The sequence below is a fragment of the Pseudomonas sp. NPDC077408 genome, from assembly GCF_050269105.1.
GTDB lineage: Bacteria > Pseudomonadota > Gammaproteobacteria > Pseudomonadales > Pseudomonadaceae > Stutzerimonas.
This window is the reverse complement of record NZ_JBNNHS010000004.1, coordinates 19866-44131: the sequence shown is the minus strand read 5'-3', so window position 1 is coordinate 44131 and position 24266 is coordinate 19866. Positions and strand designations below refer to the sequence as shown.

Sequence of the window (24266 nt, the reverse complement as noted above, 5' to 3'; positions counted from 1 at the left end):
TGCCCAGCCCTTCGCAGCAGTCTCAGCGCTTGTCGACCTTGATATCCGTATCTTCCCAGTCCCAGGTCGAGGCTGTTTTACCTTCGTCCCGAAGGAGGTACTTCAACACTCGCCCCTGCGGATTTTTCGGCAGCGTCTCGCGGAATTCGATGTACCGTGGCAGTGCGTAGTAAGGCACCGAATCGGTAGCCCACCTGAATAGCTCTTCTGGCTGAAGTGTCGCGCCATCGTGCAATACCGCGGTTACCTTTACGTCATCTTCACCCTTGTCCGACGGAACGGCGTGTACCGCAACTTCGGAAATGTCCGGGTGCACGGCGAAGGCGGCCTCCATCTCGAAGCTGGAAATGTTCTCGCCACGCCTGCGCAGGTAGTCCTTTTTCCGGTCGACGAAATAGAAGAAGCCGTCGTCATCGAACTTGCCGATGTCGCCCGTGTGGAACCACATGTTGCGCATCAGCTTCAGGGTGTCCTCCGGGCGCTGCCAATAGCCTTGGAACATGATGTCCGGACGCAGCGGGCGTACCACAATCTCACCGGACGTGTTCGCCGGTACTTCACGATCTTCATCATCGACAATACGTACATCGAAGTCCGGGATGCGCTTGCCTGACGAGCCAGGCGCCGCATATTCGCCACCTGCAAGCGAGGTAATCACGCAGGCCTCGGTGAGACCGTAGCCATTACCGCCTACCAGCTTGGTGCCGAAGCGCTCACGCCATATTTTCTTGGTCTCCTCAGTATATGGATTGCCGCGAGCCGTATGGATTTGGCCATAACACCGCTTCATCGCGTCGTTTTCAGGCGCCTTTGCCAGCAGCCCGCCCATGCCACCGAGAATCGACGCAATGGTTGCACCTGAGCGTTCGACTTCCTGCCAAAAGTTGGAAACGGAGAAGCGCGGCAGTATCGCTGCCCGCGCGCCCACCAGAATGCTGGCGATAATCGACACGCACAGGGCATTCATATGAAACAGCGGCAGCGGCGTGATGGTTACGTCGTTCTCGTTCGCAGGTCCGGCCCGCAATTGCAGGCGCGCCAAGTTGCACATGAAGTTGTAGCTGATCATGCAGCCTTTCGATGGTCCCGTGGTTCCCGAGGTGTAGATGAGGCAGGAGAGATCGGATGGCTGAGGCTTGGTCTCGAAAGGCGTTTCGTCATGGCCGCGGAACTCATCCAGCGAAGCGACCGAAATAGCGCATTCAGGAAGCGATTCCAGCTGGCCACGGTAAAGAATGCTCTGTACCTCAGACAATTTCGATGCAAGCGGCACTATACGATCGAGATAGGCCGCCTCGCAGATCACCACCTTGGTATTGGTGTCGGCTATCTGGTGGCGCAAAAACTCGCCCTTCAAGGCGGTATTGATCGGCACGCTAACGGCGCGAAGCTTGTTGATCGCGAGCCATGTCACGACGGCGTCGATGTTGTTGTTCAGCATCGTCAGTACCGTTTCGCCTGCCTGCACACCCAGCGAAGCCAGCGAATGAGCCATTTTGGTGGAAAGTAGATCAGTTTCTCTGTATGTGTATAACTCACCACTAAAATCAAGCAGAACCTTGTCTGGATGCCGCGCCACAGCGCGCTCAAGCGCTGCGATAACAGTGTCTCTTTCGCCTACTGCCCAGGTGTCTGAATTTCCCGTGCCGCTCATGGCTCTTCTCCTTGTGGGGCGCTGCCAGTCGCTGGATCGCCTGATGTTATTTTGAAGGGAGAATTTGATTCTAAATACAAATTCGCGGAATGTCTTTAGGCAAAAGTTGAACAAATATAGATTATGTTGCCTATTTCATATGCTAGTGTTGCGTATCTTTCTTGTTATGAGCCCGTGCACCCATGCCAAAGCGCGCAAATCAGCTTGCTGAAGCAGCGTCACCTCCGTCGAAAAAAAAGACCGCACCCCGTGTGAAACCTGTGAGTGCCGTCAAGAAAAACGTTCGTCAGGGCATTGGCGTTTCATCATCTGGCGCCACGGTAAAACCCAACCGCCGGTCGGAAGAGACCATTTCCAATATCCTCGCGGCCACCGAAGAAGTCGTGCTGCGATCAGGTGCTGATCGCATTTCTATCCTTGACGTGTGCCAGGTCGCCGGTGTTTCCCGTGGGACGTTCTACCGATACTTCTCGTCGCAAGACGACCTGCTCGATACCTTTTCCAGACACAAGCGCGACAGTTTCCATACATCGCTGACCCAGGCGTTGGGAGATATCGCCGATCCGGATGCGCGGCTCAACGCGCTTATCGTCTATTTGGACAATTACCTCGAGCAAAGTCGCGCGCAACGTCTGCTGACGGTCGCGCCTGAATATGCGCTGGGGTTCTTCCGCCGAATTTTCCATGATTCCATTGTTCGTTTTCAGGATGTGCTCGACATCGTTTTCGATCAGTGGGACGAGCGCCTTGGCGTCAGGCTCGATCGCGAATTGATCAGCGAATTGATCATCCGCTATGTGATGAGCGAGACGCTGGTGTCCGAGTCGGCGAACCGTCGCATGCTTCCCGTCCGTGTGAAGAAGCTGATTGCGGCCCTGACAGTCGGATCGACTTCCCGCTCACGCCGCTAGTCTCTCCATCCCACCACACCTAAAGCAGAGCTCTCCTCCGAGAACTCTGCTTTTTTTTTGCGCACCATTTTTGCAGCCAGCATACGAATGGAGCCGCAATGCCGGCGAATACATACGTGTCTATAGGTGATGGCTTCTGTATGAGCCGCTCTAGAGCAGTGCTTTCGGCGTGTTCGTAAAAATAAATTGAACAGTTTTTTGATTTATGAACAGATTAATTTTATGCTCTGCCAATGGGGCCTGCAGACTGCAGTTTAGAAGCAGTTGCCCCCGGTTATACGGCGCAGCTGCACTGCGCTATACATAATTTCAAAAAGTGACAATTTCTGAGGTAATCGGACATGCTTATCGATCTTCACGCCCACGCTCCACACCCTGATTACTATGACCAGCATCCCCATTGGGGGCCTGCTTTTGAGTCGCAGCCCGATGGCGATATCAAATTGCGTGTTGGTGAGTGGATTCTTTCTCTAGGCGCACCAGAGCGTAAGAAAGCCTTGCGCGAGGCCCATGCCCGCGGCGAGACCTTGAACGTCGAAGAGTACATGGCCAAATGGCGCGACCCGAGCAACCGCCTCGCGGCCATGGATGCGGCTGGGCAGGATGCTCAGGTTCTGTCCGTTCCAAGTCATTGCTACATGTATTGGACCGAAGCCGAATTCGCGGTCCCGTTCGCTCGCAAGGTCAACGATGTGATGGCTGAGTATTGCTCGGCAGCGCCCAATCGGCTGATGTTCTGGGCGCACGCACCGCTGAACGTGCCCCATGAAGCAGCCAAGGAAATCCGCCGCGCCTGCAACGAACTGGGAGCAAAAGGCCTGAGCGCCGGTGGCTCGAACTTCGGTGGGCTGGAATATGACTCGCCAGAGCTGGACCCAGTTTGGGAAGCGTTGTGCGAAGTTGACTTGCCGATTTTCGTTCACGGCTACAACCAGTCCGTGACCTGGGGCAAGGACGCTAATACCGATCGGTATGAAACGACCGCGATCGTCGGCATGAACTACGACGAAACCAAATGCCTGTGGTATCTCATTAACGGCGGAGTGCTCGATCGCTTCCCGAATCTGAAGATCTACATCACCCACGGTGGCGGCTTCGTTCCTTATCAGCTGGGTCGGCTTGCCCAGACCAACCCGAACCTCGATGTTTTCCACAACAAAAAACCCTTCCTCGACTATCTGCCGAATTTCTATTTCGACGTGGAGCTTCACGAGCTTCCCATGCGTCAGGCCATGGTCGATGTGATCGGCGCGGATCGGGTGCTTTATGGATCGAACTTCGGTGGCAGCGACGCAGTCCGCCACGACCTGACCGAGGGGCTTCGCCTATCGGACGAAGATCTGCAGAAAATCCGCTGGAAGAACGCGTGCGAATTGCTGCGCCTCGATCCCGCTAAAGTCGGGAAGGTTGGTGTCTGATGAAGCTGGCGCGTTGTTCCCACAATGAGGGAGAACCCTTCTGGGCGGTAGTCGATATCCAACAGGACGAAGTCACTCCCATTGTCGGCCCGTTTTCCGAGTGGGCTCCTGCTATCGCTCAAGGCAAGGGAATCAGTGCGTTGCGTTTCCTGGGGCGGCCAGTGCCGCTTTCCCAGGTTCGCCTGTTACCGCCAATCGAGCCCGTTAATCGAGTGGTTGTCGCTGGGGCGAATTACACCAAGCACCTCGCCGAGGATTTTGGTCTCAGCGCGCCGGCACAGCCTGTGGCCTTTCTCAAGGCCTACGGTGCACTTATTGGAGCCCGCGATCCGATTCGCTTTCCGCCGCTGACCGACAAGCTCGATCACGAGGTCGAGCTGGTGGCAGTCATTGGTAGCAGCGAGATCGACCTGTCTGACCCCTTGGGTTGCGTCCTGGGATATACCGTTGGCAATGATGTAAGCGCCCGCGACCTGCAGCTCAGCGGTCCGCCGGGCATCGGAATGGATCTATTCGCTGCCAAAAGCCAGGACAAGACCACCGGACTTGGTCCGTGGATCGTCACCAAGGATGAGTTCCCGGCGGGGTCTCCAGCTCTCAGGCTGACTTTGAAAGTAAATGGCGAAACCCGTCAGGACAGCTCTACCAGCGAAATGACCTGGAATGTTGGTGAGTTGATCAGTTTCGTCCACCAGCGCTCCAGTTTTGCTTGCGGTGACGTGTTGTTCACGGGGTCGCCGGCCGGAGTCGGGATGGGAACTGGCGTGTATTTAAACCCTGGCGATGTGGTCGAGGCGACCGTGGAAGGCATAGGTACGCTACGTAACGTAGTTGGCGAAAAGCCCAGCGTCTAAATCGAGAGCGAATTAAATGACTAATAAAGAAGACAAAATTGTAGTGGTTGGTGCCGGCTTGATGGGTACCGGCATTGCGCATGCATTCGCCAGTTCAGGATTCGCCACCTTGTTGGTGGATACTCACGCCGAGTCGCTCACTCGTGCCAAAGGCAACATCGAAAACATCCTCAGCACCGGCGTCAAGCTGGGAAAGATTACCGATGAGGTCGCCCAATCTTCGCTGGCGAATTTGATTACCTGTGGTGATTTGAGCGAGGCGGCGCTTGGCGCCAACTGGCTGGTGGAGACCGTTTCCGAACAGCTGGCCGTGAAGAAAGCCGTTCTCGGTCAGGCTGCGCCTCTGCTGGCACCGAACGCGATCATTGCGACCAATACTTCAGCGCTGAGCGTCACCGAGATTGCCGCATCGGTGCCCGGCTTTGCCGACCGGGTCGTTGGCATGCATTTCTTCAATCCAGTGCACAAGATGAAGTTGGTCGAACTGGTGCGCGGCCTAGCCACCACTGACGAGGTCGTCGTGCGTACCAAGGCCCTGTGCGATGCGATCGGCAAGACTTCGATCACCGTCAACGAGTCGCCCGGCCTTACTACCAGCCGCATGTCCGCTCTACTTGGTAACGAAGCCATGTACATGCTGCAGGAAGGCACGGCGACGGCCGAAGATATCGACACTGCGCTGCGCATGGGTTTCAACCATCCGATGGGGCCGCTGGAACTCGGCGATCTGACAGGTTGGGATACTCGCTTGTCGGTGCTGCGGTACTTGCACCAGACACTGGGAGAGAAATTCCGACCCTGTCCGCTGATCATCAAGATGGTTGCCGCCGGACGTCTGGGTCGCAAGACGGGGCATGGCGTCTATCGTTACGAGGACGGTAACCGAGTGCCGGGCTCCGGCCTCAAGGCGAGTGCGCTATGAAAGACATCGTAATTGTTGATGCGGTGCGGACGCCGGTCGGTCGTTTCCGTGGAAGTCTTGCGGGCGTGCGAGCCGACCATCTGGGTTCGCTGGTCATCGGCAAGCTGCTCGAGCGTGTCGACCTATCGCCATCGCAGGTCGACGATGTGATTTTCGGCTGTGTTACGCAGATCGGTGAGCAATCAGCAAACATCGCCCGCACCGCGCTTCTCGGCGCTGGCTGGCCGGTGACGATTCCGGGGCTGACACTCGACCGCAAGTGTGGCTCGGGCGAAGCTGCGGTGCATGCTGCGGCAGGCGCTATCGCGTCTGGTATGGCTGATGTCATCGTTGCAGGCGGTGCGGAAAACATGAGCCGCGTGCCCATGGGTAGCAATCGTGAAATCCACGGCGAAGCCTTTGGTTGGATGGCGGCAGAGCGTTACGAGCTGACGAGCCAGGGCGAGGCCTCCGAGCGGATGGCTGACAAATGGTCACTCAGTCGCGAAGCGTTGGACGACTACGCTTTCGAAAGTCATCAGCGTGCCGCGAAGGCAGCTGATGCGGGTTATTTCGATAGCCAGATCGTTCCGGTACCGGTCGAGTTGTTGCGTGAGCACGCGCTGACCGAACCAGCAGCTGATCTGGCGGCGGACGAAACCATCCGTCGCGATACCTCGAGGGAAAAGCTCTCGACGCTGAAAACCAGTTTCCGCCCGGAGAATGGACGGATCACTGCAGGTAATTCATCGCAGATATCCGATGGCGCTGCTGCGCTGCTGTTGATGTCCGCGGACACCGCCAAGCAGCTGGGCCTCAAGGCTCGCGCGCGCATCCGCGCCTTCGCGACCGTAGGTGCAGACCCAACACTGATGTTGACCGGCCCTATCGAGGCGACCAAAAAGGTGCTGGACAAGGCTGGTTTGTCCATCGATGACATCGATCTTTTCGAGGTCAACGAAGCCTTCGCGTCGGTACCGCTTGCCTGGATGCAAGAAATCGGTGTGCCGCATGACAAGCTCAACGTCAACGGCGGAGCCATTGCGTTGGGTCACCCGCTGGGTGCCAGTGGCGCGCGGCTGATGACTACGCTGCTCAATGAACTTGAGCGGCGGGGCGCCCGCTATGGCCTGCAGGCGATCTGTTGCGCTGGCGGCCTGGGTACTGCAACGATTATCGAGCGGCTCGACTGATCTTCCGACAGTGAGGTAGCGGCTATGGCGCGCGTGTCTTTCGTTCCGCTGGATGAAATGCCGAAAGAGTTGCGTAGCGCCGTTGCGCGCGGCCAGCAAAGTCGAATGCTGAGCTCGCCCAGACCTGTTCAGGTCTGGGCGCATCGGCCCAGTGCAGCATTAGCCTGGCTTGGTTTGCTGGAAAGCCTGCATCAGGACAGCCTGCTCGATGAGCGCCTGCGTGAATTAGTGCGCCTGAAAATCGCCAGCATCACCACCTGCCAAGCGTGCCAACTCGCTCGTAAATCCGACCAAGTGACGGAAGATGACATCGCCTGTCTTTCTTCAGATAGCGATCGTTTCGAGCCGTCTGAAAGAGCTGCTTTGATCTTCGCTGAATTGTTCGCCAGCGATTACATGGCCATCAGCGACGAACACTATGCGCGTCTCGCCGAGTTCTTCTCCGTGGCTCAAGTGGTCGAACTGAACATGTATTGCGCGCTGATGCTGGCGGGCGGTCGGATGACCTATGTGCAGCAGGCGTATTGAGCGGGGCGACGCCCTGGGATGGATGTGGAGCAGACCGTCCAGTAAATTTGATCGAAATGTAAAAAGCCGTTCAATAAGTAGTCGGTTGAGCCTAGTATCTCGCCTATGCAGGCGGCTTTTAGACGCAACGGCGTATGCCTGAACAATAACAAGGAGAAGAACAATGTCTACACAGGCGCGGGACAATCTAGGCAAGGCGTTCGCGGACGTCGCCAGCAACTATCGTGGAAGCGATGTGGACCTTCATGCGGTATATCGCGAGATGCGCATGAATTCGCCGGTTCTTGAAGAAAACTTCATGGCGCGTCTGGGGGTGCCGAGCATCGCCGGGCTGGACGCCAACCGCCCTACGTTCACCTTGTTCAAATACAACGATGTCATGGCAGTGATGCGCGATGCCAGCAACTTCACCAGCGGTTTTATCGCTGAAGGCCTGGGCGCGTTTTTTGACGGGCTGATCCTCACTGCGATGGATGGAGACGCGCACAAGAACATTCGCAACCTGCTGCAGCCGGTGTTCATGCCCGAAACCGTCAACCGCTGGAAAGAAACCAAGATCGACCGCGTTATCCGCGAGGAATACATTAAGCCGCTGGTGCCGAGCAAAGGCGGCGATCTGATGGACTTTGCCCTGTATTTTCCGATTCGGGTTATCTATTCCCTGATCGGCTTCCCTGAGGATCGTCCGGACGAGATCGAACAATATGCTGCCTGGGCGCTGGCGATCCTTGCCGGCCCGCAAGTGGATCCGGAAAAAGCCGCCGCCGCGCGTGGTGCCGCGATGGAAGCTGCTAAGGCGCTGTACGACGTCGTCAAGGTGGTAGTGGCTGAGCGCCGCGTCTCCGGCGCTGAAGGGGATGACCTGATCAGTAGGCTGATCCGTGCAGAGTATGAGGGTCGCTCGCTCGATGATCATGAAATAGCAACCTTTGTGCGTTCGCTGCTGCCGGCGGCCAGCGAAACAACTACGCGTACGTTCGGTACGCTGATGACGTTGTTGCTCGAGAACCCTGACGTACTGGAGCGGGTGCGCAACGATCGCAGCCTGGTTTCCAAGGCCATCGATGAAGCGGTGCGGCTGGAGCCCGTCGCCACCTTCAAGGTGCGTCAGGCAGCTAAGGACATGGAAATCCGCGGTGTGCAGATTCCCAAAGGGGCTATGGTGCAGTGCATCGTCACCTCGGCGAACCGTGATGAGGATGCCTTCGAGCACGGCGACGTATTCGACATCGACAGACGACCAAAACCCTCGTTCGGCTTTGGTTTTGGGCCGCATATGTGCATCGGGCAATTCGTCGCGAAGACGGAACTCAACTGCGCACTGAACGCGATCCTCGACCTTATGCCGAATATCCGCCTGGATCCTTCGAAGCCTGCACCAGAGATTATCGGCGCTCAGTTGCGCGGGCCTCACTACCTCCACGTCCTCTGGGATTGAGGCACGGGCTTACTGCCCTCACGCCACATCCAGCCCTTTCCTGCCCCGCAGGGAAGGGCGCCTGCCTTGTTGTTTTCCCCTCGTTGAATCCCGTGGTGTCTGGTAACAGTAAAAGAATGTGTTCGCTCTCAAGATTAGATTTGAACACAATCTAAATATGTGTTTAATTTGATCGCAACGTGTTCTATGCTTTGAACACAACAACAAACCCATTTGCGAAGGGGAAGAACAATGAAGGTTGAAGATCTCATTCTCGTCAGCGTTGATGACCATGCCATCGAGCCACCAAACGCCTTTGCTCGCCACATGCCTGAGCGCTTCAAAGGGCGCGAGCCTCATGTCGTCAAGCGCGGCGACCGTGATGTATGGGTTTTCGAAGAGCAGGCCACCGGCTACATGGGCCTGAACTCGGTAGTTGGCCGACCGAAGGAAGAGTACGGCATGGAGCCGTTGGGTTATGACCAGATGCGTCGCGGTACCTGGAGCGTCGCTGATCGTGTCGACGACATGAACGCCAACGGCGTGCTCGGCTCGCTGTGCTTCCCGACGTTCCCAGGTTTTGCCGGTCAGCGTTTCCAGAATCATCCGGATCGCGCCGTGTCCCTGGCCGCGATCCAGGCCTACAACGACTGGCATCTGCACGACTGGTGCAACGCTGCGCCGGGCCGCTTCATTCCGCTGATGCTCGTTCCTTGGTGGGACATGCAGGCCGCCGCCGCCGAGGTTACGCGCCTGGCGAAACAGGGTGTGCATGCGCTGTCACTGTCGGACAATCCGGCGATCCACGGCTACCCGTCGATCCACAGCGATTACTGGGATCCGCTCTGGCAAGCCTGTTCGGATAATAACGTCGTGATCTGCTGCCACATTGGTACTGGTGTAAAGGCCAATCATGCCTCTGACCTTTCGCCAATCGATGCCTGGATCACGTCCATGCCTATTTCCATCGCCAACTCCGCGGCCGATTGGATCTGGGCACCGATGTGGAAGAAATTCCCCAACCTGCGCATGGCGCTGTCCGAGGGCAGCATCGGCTGGATTCCTTATCTGCTCGAGCGCGCCGATTTCACGCACCGCCACCACAACGCGTGGACCAACTCGAACTTCGGCGGGCAGATGCCCAGCGACATCTTCCACAAGCATTTCATCACCTGCTTCATCGAGGATAACTTCGGTCTGCAGAACCTGAAATTCATGAACGAAGACATGGTTACCTGGGAAAGCGACTACCCGCACTCGGATTGCACCTGGCCGAACTCGCCGGAGTCCGCATGGGAAGGGCTGCAGCACCTGTCCAAGGAAACCATCGACAAGGTCACCCACCTCAACGCCATGCGTGAATTCTCCTTCGATCCATTCTCCATTCATGGGCGCGAGAACTGCACGGTAGGCGAGCTTCGTAAGAAAGCGACGCACGTCAAGATCGAGCCCGCATTGGGGCTCGGCGGCGCCGACCACGGACGCAATGACGGCAAGCCGGTCACGTCGGGGGACATCAACGCGATGTTCGAGAAGGCTGATGCCGGAACTGCTCTCTAACAGGCCGTAAAAAGTATCGGCAAGGCGCGGCAACTCCCCGTTGGGGCAGGTTCATTTGCGATAGGTACTAACGCCTCGCGAGTGCGCCTGCCCTGGGGCTAGTTCTAGAGCCTTGCGCCCAGTTGATGAGCGTGCACATGTCTATCACTCAGTTCAGTTACAGCAAAATTCCCGCCGAGGCCGAGTCCCTTCGGGCTGAGGTGCGGGAGTTTCTAAAAAGCAATCTTGCCGACTATCCGGCGACAGCCAGAGCGCAGTCCTGGATGGGTTTCGATGCTGCCTTCAGTCGCAAGCTAGGCGCCCAGGGCTGGGTTGGCATGGCGTTGCCCGAGCAGTATGGCGGCGCCGCGGCAGGTCCGTTTGCGCGTTACGTGATCATCGAAGAGTTGCTCGCAGCCGGCGCGCCGGTTTCGGCGCATTGGATTGCTGACCGGCAGAGCGGACCGCTGATCAACCGATTCGGCACCGAGGCGCAGAGAGCGCGCTATCTGCCATCGATTTGCTGTGGTGAGAGTTATTTCTGCATCGGCATGAGCGAACCGAACTCCGGCTCCGATCTCGCTTCGATCAAGACTTCAGCTGTGCGTAATGACGCCGGCTGGCTGCTCAATGGGCAAAAGGTCTGGACGACCAACGCGCAGCACTCGCACTACATGATCGCCTTGGTGCGCACCGGTGAAAGACAAGCGGCGCGTCACGAAGGCATGTCGCAGTTCATTGTCGATCTTAAGTTGCCGGGCATCACCATTCGGCCAATCCGCGATCTTGCTGGCGGCGAGCATTTCAATGAGGTGTTCTTCGACAATGTGCAACTCGATGCAGACGCGCTGATTGGGACCGAGGGCAAAGGCTGGGACCAGGTAACGGCCGAATTGGCTTTCGAGCGCAGCGGCCCGGAGCGTTTTCTCAGCTGTATAGAGCTGCTCAAAACGTTGATCGCCGGGATGGGCACAGCGCCGGACGCTTTGCAAAGCCGCGAAATTGGGCGACTGACCGCGAAGCTGCTGACGTTGCGCAACATGTCGCTGGCAGTGACCTCACAATTGGCTGCCGGCGAACATCCAGCCTGGGCTGCGTCATGCGTGAAAGACCTGGGTAACCAGTTCGAACAGGAAATACCCGAGATCGCCCAATTGCTGCTCGAAGCTGAGCCTTGTCAGAACGGCGGTAGCGAACACGCGCAGGTTCTTGCCTACCTGACTCAAATGGCACCGTCTTTCTCACTGCGCGGAGGCACCCGCGAAATCCTGCGCGGGATCATCGCGCGCGGATTGGGGTTGCGATAATCATGCGAGAACTATTCGAATCGACTATCGAGCGCCTGCTCGCTGATCTGGCGACACTTGAATACGTACAAGGCTGCGAAGGCGGCGAGTGGCCTGCGCAGCTTTGGGCAGCGGTGGAAGAGTCCGGGTTTGCGCTGGCTGCTGTTCCAGAATCCCTTGGCGGAGCACAAGCGGGATGGGGTGATGTGTATGTCTTGGCACGCGCTGCTGGACGGTACGCCGCGCCTGTGCCGCTGGGCGAAGCGCTATTGGCCAACTGGTTGCTGGGTAAGGCCGGGCTTGAGCCGAGGACCGCGGCCATCAGTTTTTCAGCCAATGCGCAGCTGAGTCTGAATGGAGGGGTGGTACACGGCACCGTGCGGGGCGTGCCGTGGGGTCGTCATGTCGAGACGCTGGTCGCTGTAGCCGATGCGACTAGCGAGACGCCCAGCGTCGTGCTGCTGTCGGTAGCCAGCGCGGCCGGTCAGACGCTTAGCTTGAACGTCGCGGGAGAGCCTCGCGACTCCCTGCATTTCGACAATGCTCATGTATTGGCTTGCGCTCCGTTGCCTGGCGAGCTGTCCGCCGATGTGCTGCTTTTGGGTGGCGCCATGCTGCGCTCGGCGCAGATTGCTGGTGCTTTGCATACGCTGCTGGATATGACATCGAGCTACGCCACTGAGCGCTCACAGTTCGGGCGGCCAATTGGTGCATTCCAGGCCATTCAACAGCAGCTTGCGGTATTCGCCGAACAGACGGCAGCCGCGAACGTCGCTGCCGAGGCAGCCTTTGCTGAGTCGGATGCCGCACTTGCGGGGCTGACCATTGCGGCTGCGAAGGTCAGCTGTGCCGAGGCGGCCAGCGCTGGCGCAGGCATTGCCCATTCGGTGCACGGTGCCATCGGCTTTACCCAGGAATATTCGCTGCATCTGTTTTCCCGCCGGCTGTGGGCCTGGCGCAGCGAGTTCGGCTCGGCCAGCGTCTGGAGCCAGCGCATCGGCCAGCTGGTCTGCTCATCAGGTAGTGGAGGCTATTGGCCGCTGATCACTGGCCATGCCAGCCAGTCGCTCTCAACCCTTGCGGAGAAACCACTATGAGTACATTCCTGCAAATCGAGCGTGATGGCGGCATCGTCACCGTTCGCATGAACCATCCCGAAACCCGCAATGCATTGACTTCCCCCGAACAGATTCAGGAGTTCGTCGATCTCTGTGCTCAGTTGCGCAGCGACCGCACGGCGCGGGTAATGGTGTTGACCGGTAATGGCAGTGCATTCTGCGCCGGTGGCAACGTCAAGGACATGCGCGACCGCGCGGGTATCTTTGCCGGTTCGCCGTATGAGCTGCGCAACACCTATCGTGACGGTATTCAAAGGATCCCGATCGCGTTGTATGAGCTAGACATTCCCATAATCGCTGCGGTCAACGGCCCGGCGATCGGTGCGGGCCTCGATTTGGCCTGTATGTGCGACATCCGTCTGGCTGCGAGCTCGGCGCTGTTTGCTGAGAGCTTCGTGCGCCTTGGCATCGTTCCGGGAGATGGCGGCGCCTGGTTGCTGCCGCGAATCATCGGAATCCCCAAGGCCAGCCTGATGGCGTTCACCGGCGACACCATCAATGCTGCGAAAGCATTGGAGTGGGGTTTGGTGGAGCAAGTCTGCACACATGAAACGCTGCAGGCGGAAGCGCAGGCGTTGGCTCAGCGGATCGCCGCCAATCCTGGGCATGCGCTACGGCTGTGCAAGCGCCTATTGCGCGAAGGCCAGCATATGCGACTCGACTCATTGCTGGAGCTATCCGCGGCGTACCAATCCTTGGCGCATCACACAGAGGATCATCATGAAGCGGTGGCTGCCTTCGTCGAGAAGCGTAACCCTGACTACCTGGATCGATAATTAGCGCCTGTGCAGAAGCAACGAAGAATTTAGGAGTAGTAATGATGCGTGGAGTTTTCCGCGAAGATCACAATATGTTCCGCGAAATGGCCCGGCGTTTCGTTGATCGCGAAATCGTACCGAACCTGCATGAGTGGGAAAAGAACGGCATCGTGCCCAAGGAGGTCTGGCTCAAGGCCGGCGAATTGGGGTTGCTCTGTTCGACCGTGCCTGAAGAATACGGTGGCTCCGGTGGCGACTTCGGCCACTCCGCCGTAATGATCGAGGAGCTTGCGCGGGCCAATGCGACCGCCGTCGGGTTTACCACTCATTCGGAAATCGTCGCGCCCTACATCGTCGCTTATGGCAGTGAAGAGCAGAAGCAGAAGTGGCTTCCGCGCATGGTCAGCGGTGAGCTGATCGGCGTAATCGCCATGAGCGAACCGGGCATCGGCAGCGATCTGCGTTCGATGCGCACACTGGCCCGACGTGATGGCGATGACTACATCGTTTCCGGGCAGAAAACCTTCATTACCAACGGCAGCAATGCAGGGTTGATCGTTACGGCGACCAAGCTCGATCCAGCCGCTAAAGAGCTGACGCTGATTTGTATCGAAGAAGAGCGCGAGGGGTTTTCCAAAGGACGGCGGCTGGAAAAGATCGGCCTCAAAGGACAAGACACCGCCGAGTTGTTCTTCGATGAAGTGCGCGTGCCGGCAGGTAATCGCTTGGGCGAGGAGGGCAAGGGCTTCAAGTACCTCACCCATCAACTTGCCTGGGAGCGGCTGATCATCGCGATTCGCGCAGCGCAGTCAATCGATACGCTGCTGCAGGAAACCATTGACTACACGCGCGAGCGCAAAGTGTTCGGCAAGCCGGTGTTGGATTTCCAGAACACACGCTTCAAACTGGCGGAGGCCAAGGCGCAGGCGACCATGCTGCGTGTATTCGTTGATGATTGTTTGGAAAAGGTCATGCGTGGCGAGCTTGCACCTGACGTCGCAGCCATGGCGAAACTGCTGGGTTCCGAAATGCAGGGCAAATTGCTCGATGAGTTCCTTCAGCTTCATGGCGGCTATGGATTCATGAGCGAATACAAGATTAGCCGTGCCTGGGTCGATGCCCGAGTGGCGCGTATATATGGCGGTACCTCGGAAATCATGAAAGAAATTATTGGCCGCGCTTTGTGACATTTCCAAATGCCAGCCAGCGGGACCTAGGAGAATGACACCCATGGGCTTCTATCGAGTCTTTCTTGCTTTGTGCCTGAGTGCGGTTTCGTTGCTGAGCGTTGCCCAGCCCGTCAGTCAGGCGGACGACTACAGCGCTGAGGCCGAACGCGCCAAGGCGCTGTTGGGCAAAGCCGTGACGGCTTACCAGGCGGAAGGCGACAAGGCGTTGGCCAAGTTCAGCCGACAAGGCGATTACATCGATGGTGAACTCTACATCTATGTTGTCGATACCTCCGGGGTGATGCTCGCCAGTGGTGGCCCTTCAGCGACGCTGATCGGCAAGCAGGTCACCAATGTTCTGGACGAGGACCTGAAGGCTGCGTTCGAAGCCGCATTGAAAGCGCCTGAAGACGGTACGGTACGCAGCGCGGATTACCGCTGGTGGAACTGGCAGCATGGCAAGGTCGAACGCAAGCAGGTGTTCTATCAGCGAGTTGGCGACCGCATCATCTCAGTCGGCTACTACATGCCTCGCTCCAGCAGTGAAGCGGCAGAAGAGTTGCTGGAGAAAGTCGCCAGCGAAGTAAAAGCCGATCCGAAGACGACTTTCGACCGAATCAACAGGCACGACAAGGCGCTGAGCCAGGATGACCTGTACGCATTCGTCGTTGATTTGAACACTCAGAAGTTTATTGCTCATGGCTTCATACGCCGCCTGGTAGGCACCGATTTTCAGGCGTTACGCTCTGCCGACGGCCAGCCGATAGGTAAGCAGATGCTGCGCGCTATGGCGCAGGGCGATACCGGGCAAGTCTCATATATATGGCGCAACCCTGTAACCGGCCAAACCGAGTACAAGAAGACCCTTTTAAAAAAGGTCGATGGTTATGCCGTCGCGGTCGGTTCGTATGAAAAATCAATGAAACTGGATTGAAAGCCGGCCGGCGTGGGACAGGATGTTAAAGGGAGGGTGGACCGATGACCGATCTGGTATTGCTTCATGGCGGGCAACACGGGTCTTGGTGCTGGAAGTTTTTTGTCGATGCGGTCAAGCAGCGCGAGGCCTTGTTCGAGCGGGTCATCTGCCTTGATATGCCTGGTTGCGGCACGAAGCGTGGGCGGGATGTAACGACGCTGACCCTCGGCGACATTGTCAAAGAACTCAACGACGAGTTGAGAGCTGCGAACGTTCGCGACGCGGTGCTGCTCGGCCACTCGATTGCAGGTGTTTTGCTGCCAATGATGGTCATCGAAGATCGGTCGCTTTACTCGCGGCTTGTCTACCTCGCAACTGCGATACCGGCCGAAGGCCAATCTATCATGCAACTGCTCGGTTCATCCTTGCATGGCCAGAATTCGGATGAGGTTGGTTGGCCGCTGAATCCTATTACTACCCCGCCAGCTGACATGCTGAAAGCAATGTTTGGTGCTGATATGAGCGACGCTCAGCTTGTTTGGTTACTGGGAGAAGCAGCCGATGACGTTACGCCTCCTGCAGTAGCCACCCAGCCAGCAACCCGAAAAGGCTACGCAAATGCCATACCTTCGGTTTACATCCTAACGTCCAGGGATGGCATTTTGCCGCCTGAATGGCAGCGCCGGTTCGCTGAAAGATTAGGCTGTGAGCACCTCATCGAAATCGATACGCCACATGAACCGTTTGTAACTGACCCTGAATTGCTCGGCGCGACGCTGGCTGACTGGATGATTAGTCGACGATCCTGATTGTGAGCTTAGTGATCGTTATCGCTGGCCCCGCTTAGCCTTGATCCGCTAGAGCAGCGGCATTAGTTATACGTTTTTGTTGATAACGCCTAAAAAGCTCCGAGTGGTAGTGGCGCTAGGGCCAGCTAAGGCCTATCTTGAGACTTGGACATTCACCCTCGCACAGAATAAAAGGGGCATGAGCCATGAAAATGTTGCGTATTGCGATATTTAGCACTTTCTGCTTTTTTGTCACTTCGTCTCAGGTAGGCCAGCAAGCGCATACGTCCGTCGAAATAACGGCGGGTGTTGAATGTTCGAACGGGCACCCATGCTTTTATGCATTACCACCAGTAGTGTCCCTTTCAGGCCTGTTTTTTTAGTAGCCCGCATTTGCTGCGCTATGGCGCAATGTCCATCTTAAGCCTATACGTCCTACATGCGATCGGTGAGGCTTAGGTGGCCACTCATCGAACGGATCGTAACGAATTTGCCATTACCCCAGTTGCTCTGCGCCGTTGGGAGCGCACATGCCCGGTTGGCTTGAACATGGCGAGCAAGCACGTTCCTAGCGCTGGAAGGCGAGTGGTGTGGCGTAGTGATGCTGAGCCCTCGGCCAGGATCGAACTAAGATTGGCTCAAGCACTATTCCGGACCTTGCCATTGACGTATTCGATAAACGCATTCTGTATGAGTTTGCCGGGCTGAATTAGCTCTCGCTTTCTGTCGCGCCGATTAGAGATTCCGCCCCTGGTGCATCGGTTGATGGCCGATCTGCCGTTGCCCGGCCTACGTGCTTAACCTGCGGTGGGACGTGCTGGCGTGGAGTGCGGCGACGGATCGCCTGCTTGGTTTCTCGAGCTTTCCGGCCGAGCACCGCAACCTGCTCTGGCTACTGTTTTCCGCGCCCTCGATGCGCGCCCTGTTCTATCCCTGGCAGGATCAGGCGCTGCAGATCCTGTCGAGCTTTCGCCTCGACTTCGTCAGGGCTCCGCTCGATCCGGACATCGGCACCCCGGTCAAGGATCCGGAAAAGGTCGATACCTACTTTAGGGCCTGGTGGCGCCATCAGGATATCCACGGCCCTTGTCAGGGGGGTCGGTATCTGAGCGTTCCCGAGGTTGGCCCGGTCGTCTTCGACCATACGTCCCTGACGATCGACGTCGACCGTGACCTGCTGCTGGTTTATTAGGCGGCGAGGGGAGGGCAAGCCGCGATCCGGAAGTTCAATATTGGCTGGTCGACGTCACCAGTATGAGGAATAAGTCGCTCCACCAATGACCGGGCCCTGCGAGCGATCAAGGTGCTCGGAGACTGTCCGCGCGGAATCTGCAGCGTCTTTCGTCTGCTGATGAAATGATGCTCTCGCTTCAGCCCTCAAGCGCCTTGAGATAGCCGATCAGGGCGCGAGGAATTTCCTGTAGCCAGATCCGCTCTAGGCTTTCGTCCGTCTCTGTAGACGATTGGAACATCCCGGATGGTATGGATAACAGAACCGCACTATAGGCACGCAAATCTTCGGCACTTGCGTCGGGCAACCTCATGTGCAGAACCCTTTCGTAGATCGAGCGCACTGCAGCGCGAAGCGCTGGCGAATGAAGTTGCCGATCGCCCAGGGTCGGGCTGAGCAGTAATTGGATATCCGGATGGCGGGCAATGTATGCAAGAAAGGGAACGATGAGCCGCTCCACCATCTGCGCGGTAGAAAGACGCTTCCAGACGTGATCGTCGATCTGCTCCAGTCGCTTAGTGATGGTACACAGCGCGTCGGTGTGACGCTGATTGAGGGCGGCGAAGACGCTCTGCTTGTCGGGGAAGAAGTGATAAAGCGAGCCAATGGAGGTGCCAGACTCCTTGGCGAGACGATGCATCGTCAAGCCCGCTTCGCCATCACACTCCAACACCCTCGCGCAGGCATCCAGAATGGCGGCGACACGCTCGTGTCCACGGTCCTGCTGTGGCTTGCGGGGCGTCCGGCCTGCTTTTACAGATGGACGCGTGGTGGGCGCTAGTTCTGGAGTCATGGCCTGAATGCTAGCGGAACGCAGCGAAGAGTGCAGTAATACTAGACAGATACTTCTAGTTAAGTAACATGCGCAGCTTCATCCCAGATCGACTCGCATGGCCCAGCCCCAGTATTTGAAGCCCAATCCGAATTGGGAGCCTCACGAGCGACCATCTATGCCGGGTTCGCCGTCGGCGCCATTGCACAGCAATCCGGTCAGGCTCGCCTATGCGCTCGTCGCCATTCTGGTTGGCATCACCGGCGGCCTGGGCAATGCGTTGTTTAGCGCCAATCTCGCCGCCATCCAGGGGGAGCTGGGGCTGACGCCCGAGCAGGGCGCCTGGCTGCCCGCCGCCTACCTGATGGTCAACGTTTCCACCAATCTCCTGCTGATCAAGTTTCGGCAGCAATACGGATTGCGCCGTTTCGCGGAGATCGGCCTGACGATCTACGCGCTCGTGACCGTTACTCATATCTTCGTCGAAGGCTTCGGCATGGCCGTATTCGTTCGGGCGGTCAGCGGTTTCGCCGGTGCCACGGTCAGCACCTTGGCCGTGCTCTACATGCTGCAGGCGTTTCGCAAGGCCGACATGCCCAAGGGGCTGATCATCGGCATCGGCATATCCCAACTGGCGACGCCGCTGGCCTGGCTGCTGTCCCCGGCCTTGCTGGATCTGGGGGAGTGGCATCGCCTGTACGTATTCGAGGCGGGCCTCGCCCTGTGCTCGCTGGCGGCGGTGGTGGTGCTCAAGCTGCCGCCGGGCGAACACATCAAGGCATTCGAACCGCTGGATTTTCTCACCTTCCTGCTCATCGCTCCGGCGCTGGCGCTGTTCGCCGCCGTGCTGGCCCAGGGGCGGGTGCAGTGGTGGTTCGAGCAGCCCTGGATCGCCTATGCGCTGATCGCCGGCCTGGTGCTGATGATCGCCGCCCTGACGATCGAGCATCATAGGAAAAATGCTCTGGTGCAGACGCGCTGGCTGGGTATGGCCGACACCCTGCGTTTCGCCATCGGCGCGATCGCCCTGCGCTTCGTCCTGACAGAGCAGAACTACGGCGCGGTCGGGTTGCTGCAGACGCTCGGCATGGGGGCCGATCAGTTGCGGGAGCTCTATACCGTGATGCTGATCGGACTGGTGCTCGGCATCGTCGTCAGTGCGCTGACCTTCGGCCCCAGAACCATCGTCGCGCAGATCGTCCTGTCCATCGTACTGATCGCGACGGGCAGCTTTCTGGATACCGATGCCACCAACCTGACCCGCCCCCACGACATGTTTCTCAGCCAGGGCATGCTGTCCTTCGCCGGCGGCCTGTTCATGGGGCCGCTGATGTTGACGGGGGTCATGAAGGCGCTGAAGAACGGGCCGAATTATCTGGTGAGCTTCGCCGTGCTGTTCTCGATCACCCAGAGCCTCGGCGGTCTCGCCGGCCCGGCGGTATTCGGCACCTGCCAGGTGGTGCGTGAGAATGCCCATTCCAGTTATCTGACCGAACAGATCAACCCGGCCGACCCGATCGTGGCGCAGCGCCTGCAACTGCAGGGGCAACTCTATGCGCCGCTGATTAGCGATCCACTGCTGAGGCAGGCGCAGGGTTCCGCGCAGTTGAGCCAGGTGGTGCGCCGCGAAGCCAACGTGCTGGCCTTCAATGATGTGTTCCGCCTGATCGGGCTGGTGGCCATCAGCGTACTGAGCTGGTCGCTCTTCCACATTCTGCGCGCGGCCCGGCAAAAGAAGCGCGAGAGCCTGGCCAGCGTGACTCCCCCTACCGATATCCAAGATACCTGAGCCATGACCGACGAAAAGAAGCCCGGCGAAGATCTGCCCGCTGCCCCGGTCGTGGAGGAATCCGCCGCGCCGGCCGATGCCGGGCCGGTCGAGAGCGAGCCGCCGAAGACGATCAGGCCCAGGGCCCGCACCGTGGTTCTGATGCTGGGCGTCGCCCTGGTCGGGATTCTCGCAATACTCTACGCCTGGCGGCTGCCGCCGTTTACCAGCGGCATCGTCACCACGGAAAACGCCTATGTCCAGGGCCAGATCACCGTGCTGGCACCGCAGGTCAACGGCTATGTCTCTGAAGTCCTGGTCGAGGATTCCCAAGCGGTGGAGCAGGGACAGGCGCTGATCCGGATCGACGACCGCATCTATCGTCAGAAGGTGGCGCAGGCCAGGGCGGAGCTGGCCGCGCGCCAATTCGAACTGGATAACGTGGTGCAGACGCTGGCCTCCGATCAGGCGACGCTGGCTTCCCGACGCGCCGAAATCGGCGCGGCGAAAGCTGAGTTTGACCGTGCGCGGGCCGATGAACTGCGCGTCAACGAGCTGTCCGAGTGGGGCTCAGTTTCGGTTCGCGAGCGCGACCAGATGCGCGCCACCGCGCGCTCGGCCGCCGCCAATGTCAAGCGCTCGGAAGCCGCGATCCAGATCGCCGAGGAAAGCCTCAAGGCCACCGGCGTCTCCAAGGGCGGGCTCCAGGCCCAGGTCGCGTTGGCCGAAGCGTCCCTGCGCCTGGCTGAAATCGATCTCGCCAACACCCTGATCAAGGCGCCGAGAGGCGGCCAGGTCAGCCAGGTCACGGTGCGCCTCGGACAGTACGTCTCGGCGGGTTCGCAACTGCTCTATCTGGTGCCGCGGCAACTCTGGATCATCGCCAACTACAAGGAAACCCAGATCCACCACATGCGCGTCGGCCAGCCGGTCACCTTCGATATCGATGCGCTGGACGGCGCCACGCTCACCGGACGGGTCGAGCGGCTGGCGCCTGCCACCGGTTCAGAGTTCAGCGTGCTGGCGCCCGACAACGCCACCGGCAACTTCACCAAGGTGGTTCAGCGGCTGCCGGTGCGCATCGCCATCGATGCCGAGCAGCCGCTGGCCGAGCGCCTGCGTCCGGGCCTCTCGGTGGTCGTCCATGTCGATACCAGCGCCGATGACGAGGAGGGCGTGCAATGACGCGGCCCGACAGGGTCAGCCGGGCGTTGTCCCCACTACTGCTGGCCATGGCCCTGACCGCTTGCGCGCCGGCTCGGCAGGCGATACCGCCGGCGGCGCAGGTCGAGGTGCCGGATGCCTGGCGCGACGGCACGGCAGCCAGGTCGGCCATCCAACTGCGCTGGTGGCAGGGTTTCGCCGATCCGCAACTGAACCGCCTGATCGAAACCGCACTGGCCTCGAACACCGACATCCTCACGGCGATGTCCCGGATCGACGAGGCGCGCGAGCAGGTTAGGCTGGCGCGCTCGTCCCTGCTGCCCAGGGCCGATGCCGTGATCGGCGGGCAGCGCATCCGTGATCTCGGCACGACGGGAATCCAGCACACCACGGCCTTTCAGCCGGAGTTGCAGGTATCCTACGAGGTTGATGTCTGGGGCCGTCTGGGCAAGCTGCGGGAAGCGGCCGAGCTGGGTTACCAGGCCAGCGAAGCGGATCACGATGCGGTGCGCCTCGCGGTGGTCAGCACCCTGGCCAGGGCCTACATCCCACTGCTATCGCTGGACTACCAGTTGCAGGTGACCCGCCAGACCGCCGAATCCCGCCAGGAGGCCCTGCGCATCGCCGGCGACCGGGCGAGCCTCGGCTACACCTCGCAACTGGAGCTGACCCAGGCGCAGTCCGAATACGAGGCCGCCGCACAACTGATTCCCGAACTGGAACAGGCGATCCGCCAGCAGGAGAATGCTATCCGTCTGCTGACCGGCACGCTGCCCGGTGCGGTCACGCGCGGCAGCCACTTCGACACCATCGCCCTCCCAGCAGTGCCCGCGGCTCTGCCGTCGGAGCTGTTGCGGCGCCGGCCCGACATCCGTCAGGCCGAACTGCTGCTGGCCGCGAGCGATCTCAGCCTCGACGCCGAGCGTGATCGTTTTCTGCCGCAGGTTCAGCTTTCCGCGAACATCGGCCAGTTGTTCGTCAACGCGCTGGACTACCATCCAGAGCGGGTCTGGGGGCTGGGCGGCAGCGTACTGGCGCCTTTGTTCAATGGCCGACGGCTGGAAGCGGGGGTTGCGATCGCTACCGCTCAGCGCGATCAGGCCGCTTACCGTTATCGAGCCTCTGCGCTGAACGCCTTCAGCGAAGTAGAGAGCGCCCTTTCCGGCATCCAGCAGTTCGCCGCGCAGGCAGAGCGCGTCGAGGCGCGGCGCGAGATTCTGGCGCGGTCGCTGGAAATCGCCCGCGACCGCTACCGCGGCGGCTACTCCTCCTACCTCGAAGAACTCGACGCCCAGCGCAACCTGTTCGACACCGAGCTGGCGGTGATCCAGATCGAAGAAAACCGCATCGGCAATCTGATCAACCTCTACCAGGCGCTGGGGGGGGGCTGGCAGGCGGATGCGATCCACGCGAGCGAGGAGCACCCAGTTCCTTTGACACATATCACGAGGGATCATTGATGAAATACCGCACCCAACTCCGGCCAGGCCTGCTGGTCATGCTGCTGGTCGCTTGTGCCGCGGCAGAAGCCAATACGCTGTCGATCAAGGCGGAGAACGACATCATCTCCTCCGGAAGCGACGGCCATTACAGCAACGGCCTGGAAGTAATCTGGGGCTTCGAGCCCGAACAGGATCACTGGAGCCGTAGTCTCGCCGATCTCCTGCCGAGCTGGTCGGGCAGTGCGGTGGACAATGTCGCCTATCACTTTGGCCATCAGATCTATACCCCTGAGGAAATCGAAAACCATTGGTTGATCAAGGACGACCGTCCATATGCGGGGCTGATGTTCGCCGGAGTGTCGTTGTTCTCCGACACCCAGCACGAGGGCTGGCGTTCAGCCGAGGAGCTGCACCTGGACGTCGGCATCGTCGGCCCAGCCGCAGGCGGCAAGCGACTGCAGCGCGCCGTGCACAAGGCCACCGGCAGCGACGAGCCCAACGGCTGGGAACATCAATTGGAGAACGAGCCCTTCGTCAATCTGGCCTACCAGCACCGCTGGTGGCTGCAGAAGCGCATGGGCGGGCTGGAGCTGGAATACGGCCCCAGCCTGGGCTTCTCGCTCGGCAATCTGTACACCTACGCATCGACAGGCCTGGGGGCGCGGCTCGGGCAGAACCTGCAGCGTAGCTTCAGCATTCCTTCGGTCACTCCTGGGCAAAGCGGCAACCAGTTCTTCCACGCGGGCAGCGGGTTCGGTTGGTACGGCTTCGCCAATCTCGAGGGCCGCTATATGGCGCAGAACATGCTCCTCGACGGCAACACCTTCGAGGACAGCCATTCGGTGGATCGCGGCGAATGGGTCGGCGACGCCACGCTCGGCGGCGTGCTGACCTGGAGCCGCTGGCAATTGGCGTTCGCCAGCGTCTGGCGCACCCGCGAGTTCGAGGGACAACAGGAGCACGACCAGTTCGGTTCGATCACGCTTTCGACCTGGTTGTAATGCTGACGAGGGGCGCTGCGCGACCCGAGCAAACCATCCTATAGGAGTGGCTGGAAATGGACGAATTGAATGTAATGCTTTTCATTGTGCTGGTGGCGCTCCTGACGATGACCGTCGGGTTCGCCGCGCGCGAAAGGGACTGGGGGATTGCGCTGATCGGGCTAGGCATCGTCGGTGTGATGTCGATACTGGGCTACAAGATGTACATCACCTTTGGTGGAGTGTGATGGGCTCCGTGTCTTTCGCGGCCGAAAAGCCATGCGTGGCGTCGGCTCGCGCCTCTTGGGCTGCAATCAGGTCCGCGAGTGCCGGCGGCCGCTTCCTTAGTTCACATTCGAGTTCGTCAGTTTGAATCGTCAACCAGCTCCGCTCTGCGTAGATTTAAATGGCTACAACATCGGGCGAGGGGCACTCCTCGTGCTGTTGCTTCTGTCGCTG

At 59.1% G+C, this 24266-nt stretch carries 22 protein-coding genes; 20 read left to right on the top strand and 2 right to left on the bottom strand.

Annotated features, from left to right (window positions below; translation table 11 throughout):
• Window positions 1–22 precede the first annotated feature (22 nt).
• The gene (locus ACQKEK_RS12730) at window positions 23–1654 is read right to left on the bottom strand and encodes an ATP-dependent acyl-CoA ligase (RefSeq protein ID WP_319299278.1); all 1632 of its coding nucleotides are present in this window, start codon (window positions 1652–1654) and stop codon (window positions 23–25) included.
• 182 nt (window positions 1655–1836) lie between these two features.
• On the opposite strand from ACQKEK_RS12730, the gene ACQKEK_RS12725 reads away from it, so the two are divergent.
• The 15 genes from ACQKEK_RS12725 (at window position 1837) to ACQKEK_RS12655 (ending at window position 17642) form a co-directional block, all read left to right on the top strand.
• Entirely contained in the window at window positions 1837–2565 is a 729-nt protein-coding gene (locus tag ACQKEK_RS12725; protein ID WP_319299191.1) for a TetR/AcrR family transcriptional regulator, read from the top strand.
• Between the two features lie 341 nt (window positions 2566–2906).
• Window positions 2907–3983, top strand: a complete 1077-nt coding sequence (locus ACQKEK_RS12720) for an amidohydrolase family protein (protein ID WP_031310963.1) — start codon at window positions 2907–2909, stop codon at window positions 3981–3983.
• On the top strand, window positions 3983–4837 hold the full coding sequence (locus ACQKEK_RS12715) for a fumarylacetoacetate hydrolase family protein (RefSeq protein WP_319299190.1): 855 nt from the start codon (window positions 3983–3985) through the stop codon (window positions 4835–4837). The genes ACQKEK_RS12720 and ACQKEK_RS12715 overlap by 1 nt, the downstream gene beginning before the upstream one ends.
• A 16-nt stretch (window positions 4838–4853) precedes the next feature.
• The gene (locus tag ACQKEK_RS12710) at window positions 4854–5759 is read left to right on the top strand and encodes a 3-hydroxyacyl-CoA dehydrogenase (protein ID WP_131648039.1); all 906 of its coding nucleotides are present in this window, start codon (window positions 4854–4856) and stop codon (window positions 5757–5759) included.
• Window positions 5756–6931, top strand: coding sequence for a thiolase family protein (locus ACQKEK_RS12705; RefSeq protein WP_499142992.1), 1176 nt, complete (start codon window positions 5756–5758; stop codon window positions 6929–6931). The genes ACQKEK_RS12710 and ACQKEK_RS12705 overlap by 4 nt, the downstream gene beginning before the upstream one ends.
• Before the next feature lie 24 nt (window positions 6932–6955).
• Entirely contained in the window at window positions 6956–7459 is a 504-nt protein-coding gene (locus tag ACQKEK_RS12700) for a carboxymuconolactone decarboxylase family protein (protein ID WP_255962029.1), read from the top strand.
• 163 nt (window positions 7460–7622) lie between these two features.
• Window positions 7623–8897 carry a cytochrome P450 gene (locus ACQKEK_RS12695; RefSeq protein WP_255962028.1) on the top strand — a complete coding sequence of 425 codons (1275 nt, stop codon included), beginning with the start codon at window positions 7623–7625 and terminating at the stop codon, window positions 8895–8897.
• 231 nt (window positions 8898–9128) lie between these two features.
• Window positions 9129–10436, top strand: coding sequence for an amidohydrolase family protein (locus tag ACQKEK_RS12690; RefSeq protein ID WP_042928790.1), 1308 nt, complete (start codon window positions 9129–9131; stop codon window positions 10434–10436).
• 137 nt (window positions 10437–10573) lie between these two features.
• Window positions 10574–11722 (top strand): acyl-CoA dehydrogenase family protein, encoded by a 1149-nt coding sequence (locus tag ACQKEK_RS12685; protein ID WP_255962027.1) that lies wholly within the window; start codon window positions 10574–10576, stop codon window positions 11720–11722.
• A 2-nt stretch (window positions 11723–11724) separates the two neighbouring features.
• The gene (locus ACQKEK_RS12680; RefSeq protein ID WP_499142990.1) at window positions 11725–12798 is read left to right on the top strand and encodes an acyl-CoA dehydrogenase family protein; all 1074 of its coding nucleotides are present in this window, start codon (window positions 11725–11727) and stop codon (window positions 12796–12798) included.
• A complete protein-coding gene (locus tag ACQKEK_RS12675; RefSeq protein WP_255962024.1) occupies window positions 12795–13595 on the top strand; it encodes a crotonase/enoyl-CoA hydratase family protein in 801 nt (266 codons plus the stop codon). The genes ACQKEK_RS12680 and ACQKEK_RS12675 overlap by 4 nt, the downstream gene beginning before the upstream one ends.
• Before the next feature lie 44 nt (window positions 13596–13639).
• Window positions 13640–14764: an acyl-CoA dehydrogenase family protein gene (locus ACQKEK_RS12670; protein ID WP_486036402.1), complete on the top strand. Its 1125-nt coding sequence runs from the start codon at window positions 13640–13642 to the stop codon at window positions 14762–14764.
• A gap of 43 nt (window positions 14765–14807) precedes the next feature.
• The gene (locus ACQKEK_RS12665; RefSeq protein WP_499142988.1) at window positions 14808–15680 is read left to right on the top strand and encodes a cache domain-containing protein; all 873 of its coding nucleotides are present in this window, start codon (window positions 14808–14810) and stop codon (window positions 15678–15680) included.
• A gap of 44 nt (window positions 15681–15724) precedes the next feature.
• Complete coding sequence (locus ACQKEK_RS12660) at window positions 15725–16471, top strand: alpha/beta fold hydrolase (RefSeq protein WP_499142986.1); 747 nt, start codon at window positions 15725–15727, stop codon at window positions 16469–16471.
• Window positions 16472–17264: 793 nt separating this feature from the next.
• Complete coding sequence (locus ACQKEK_RS12655) at window positions 17265–17642, top strand: MmyB family transcriptional regulator (RefSeq protein WP_499142984.1); 378 nt, start codon at window positions 17265–17267, stop codon at window positions 17640–17642.
• A gap of 178 nt (window positions 17643–17820) precedes the next feature.
• Here ACQKEK_RS12655 and ACQKEK_RS12650 read toward each other — a convergent pair whose 3' ends face one another.
• Window positions 17821–18474, bottom strand: coding sequence for a TetR/AcrR family transcriptional regulator (locus tag ACQKEK_RS12650; RefSeq protein WP_499142982.1), 654 nt, complete (start codon window positions 18472–18474; stop codon window positions 17821–17823).
• A gap of 157 nt (window positions 18475–18631) precedes the next feature.
• Here ACQKEK_RS12650 and ACQKEK_RS12645 point away from each other — a divergent pair, with 157 nt between their 5' ends.
• Genes ACQKEK_RS12645 through ACQKEK_RS12625 form a run of 5 tightly spaced genes read left to right on the top strand, consistent with a single transcriptional unit; the run spans window position 18632 to window position 24055 of the window.
• Window positions 18632–20242 carry an MFS transporter gene (locus tag ACQKEK_RS12645; RefSeq protein WP_499142980.1) on the top strand — a complete coding sequence of 537 codons (1611 nt, stop codon included), beginning with the start codon at window positions 18632–18634 and terminating at the stop codon, window positions 20240–20242.
• A 3-nt stretch (window positions 20243–20245) separates the two neighbouring features.
• Window positions 20246–21406 (top strand): HlyD family secretion protein, encoded by a 1161-nt coding sequence (locus ACQKEK_RS12640; protein WP_499142979.1) that lies wholly within the window; start codon window positions 20246–20248, stop codon window positions 21404–21406.
• On the top strand, window positions 21403–22845 hold the full coding sequence (locus tag ACQKEK_RS12635; protein WP_499142977.1) for an efflux transporter outer membrane subunit: 1443 nt from the start codon (window positions 21403–21405) through the stop codon (window positions 22843–22845). The genes ACQKEK_RS12640 and ACQKEK_RS12635 overlap by 4 nt, the downstream gene beginning before the upstream one ends.
• Window positions 22845–23828: a lipid A deacylase LpxR family protein gene (locus ACQKEK_RS12630; RefSeq protein WP_423836949.1), complete on the top strand. Its 984-nt coding sequence runs from the start codon at window positions 22845–22847 to the stop codon at window positions 23826–23828. Before ACQKEK_RS12635 ends, ACQKEK_RS12630 begins: the two co-directional genes overlap by 1 nt.
• Before the next feature lie 56 nt (window positions 23829–23884).
• On the top strand, window positions 23885–24055 hold the full coding sequence (locus ACQKEK_RS12625; RefSeq protein ID WP_319299179.1) for a hypothetical protein: 171 nt from the start codon (window positions 23885–23887) through the stop codon (window positions 24053–24055).
• The last annotated feature ends 211 nt before the right edge of the window (window positions 24056–24266 follow it).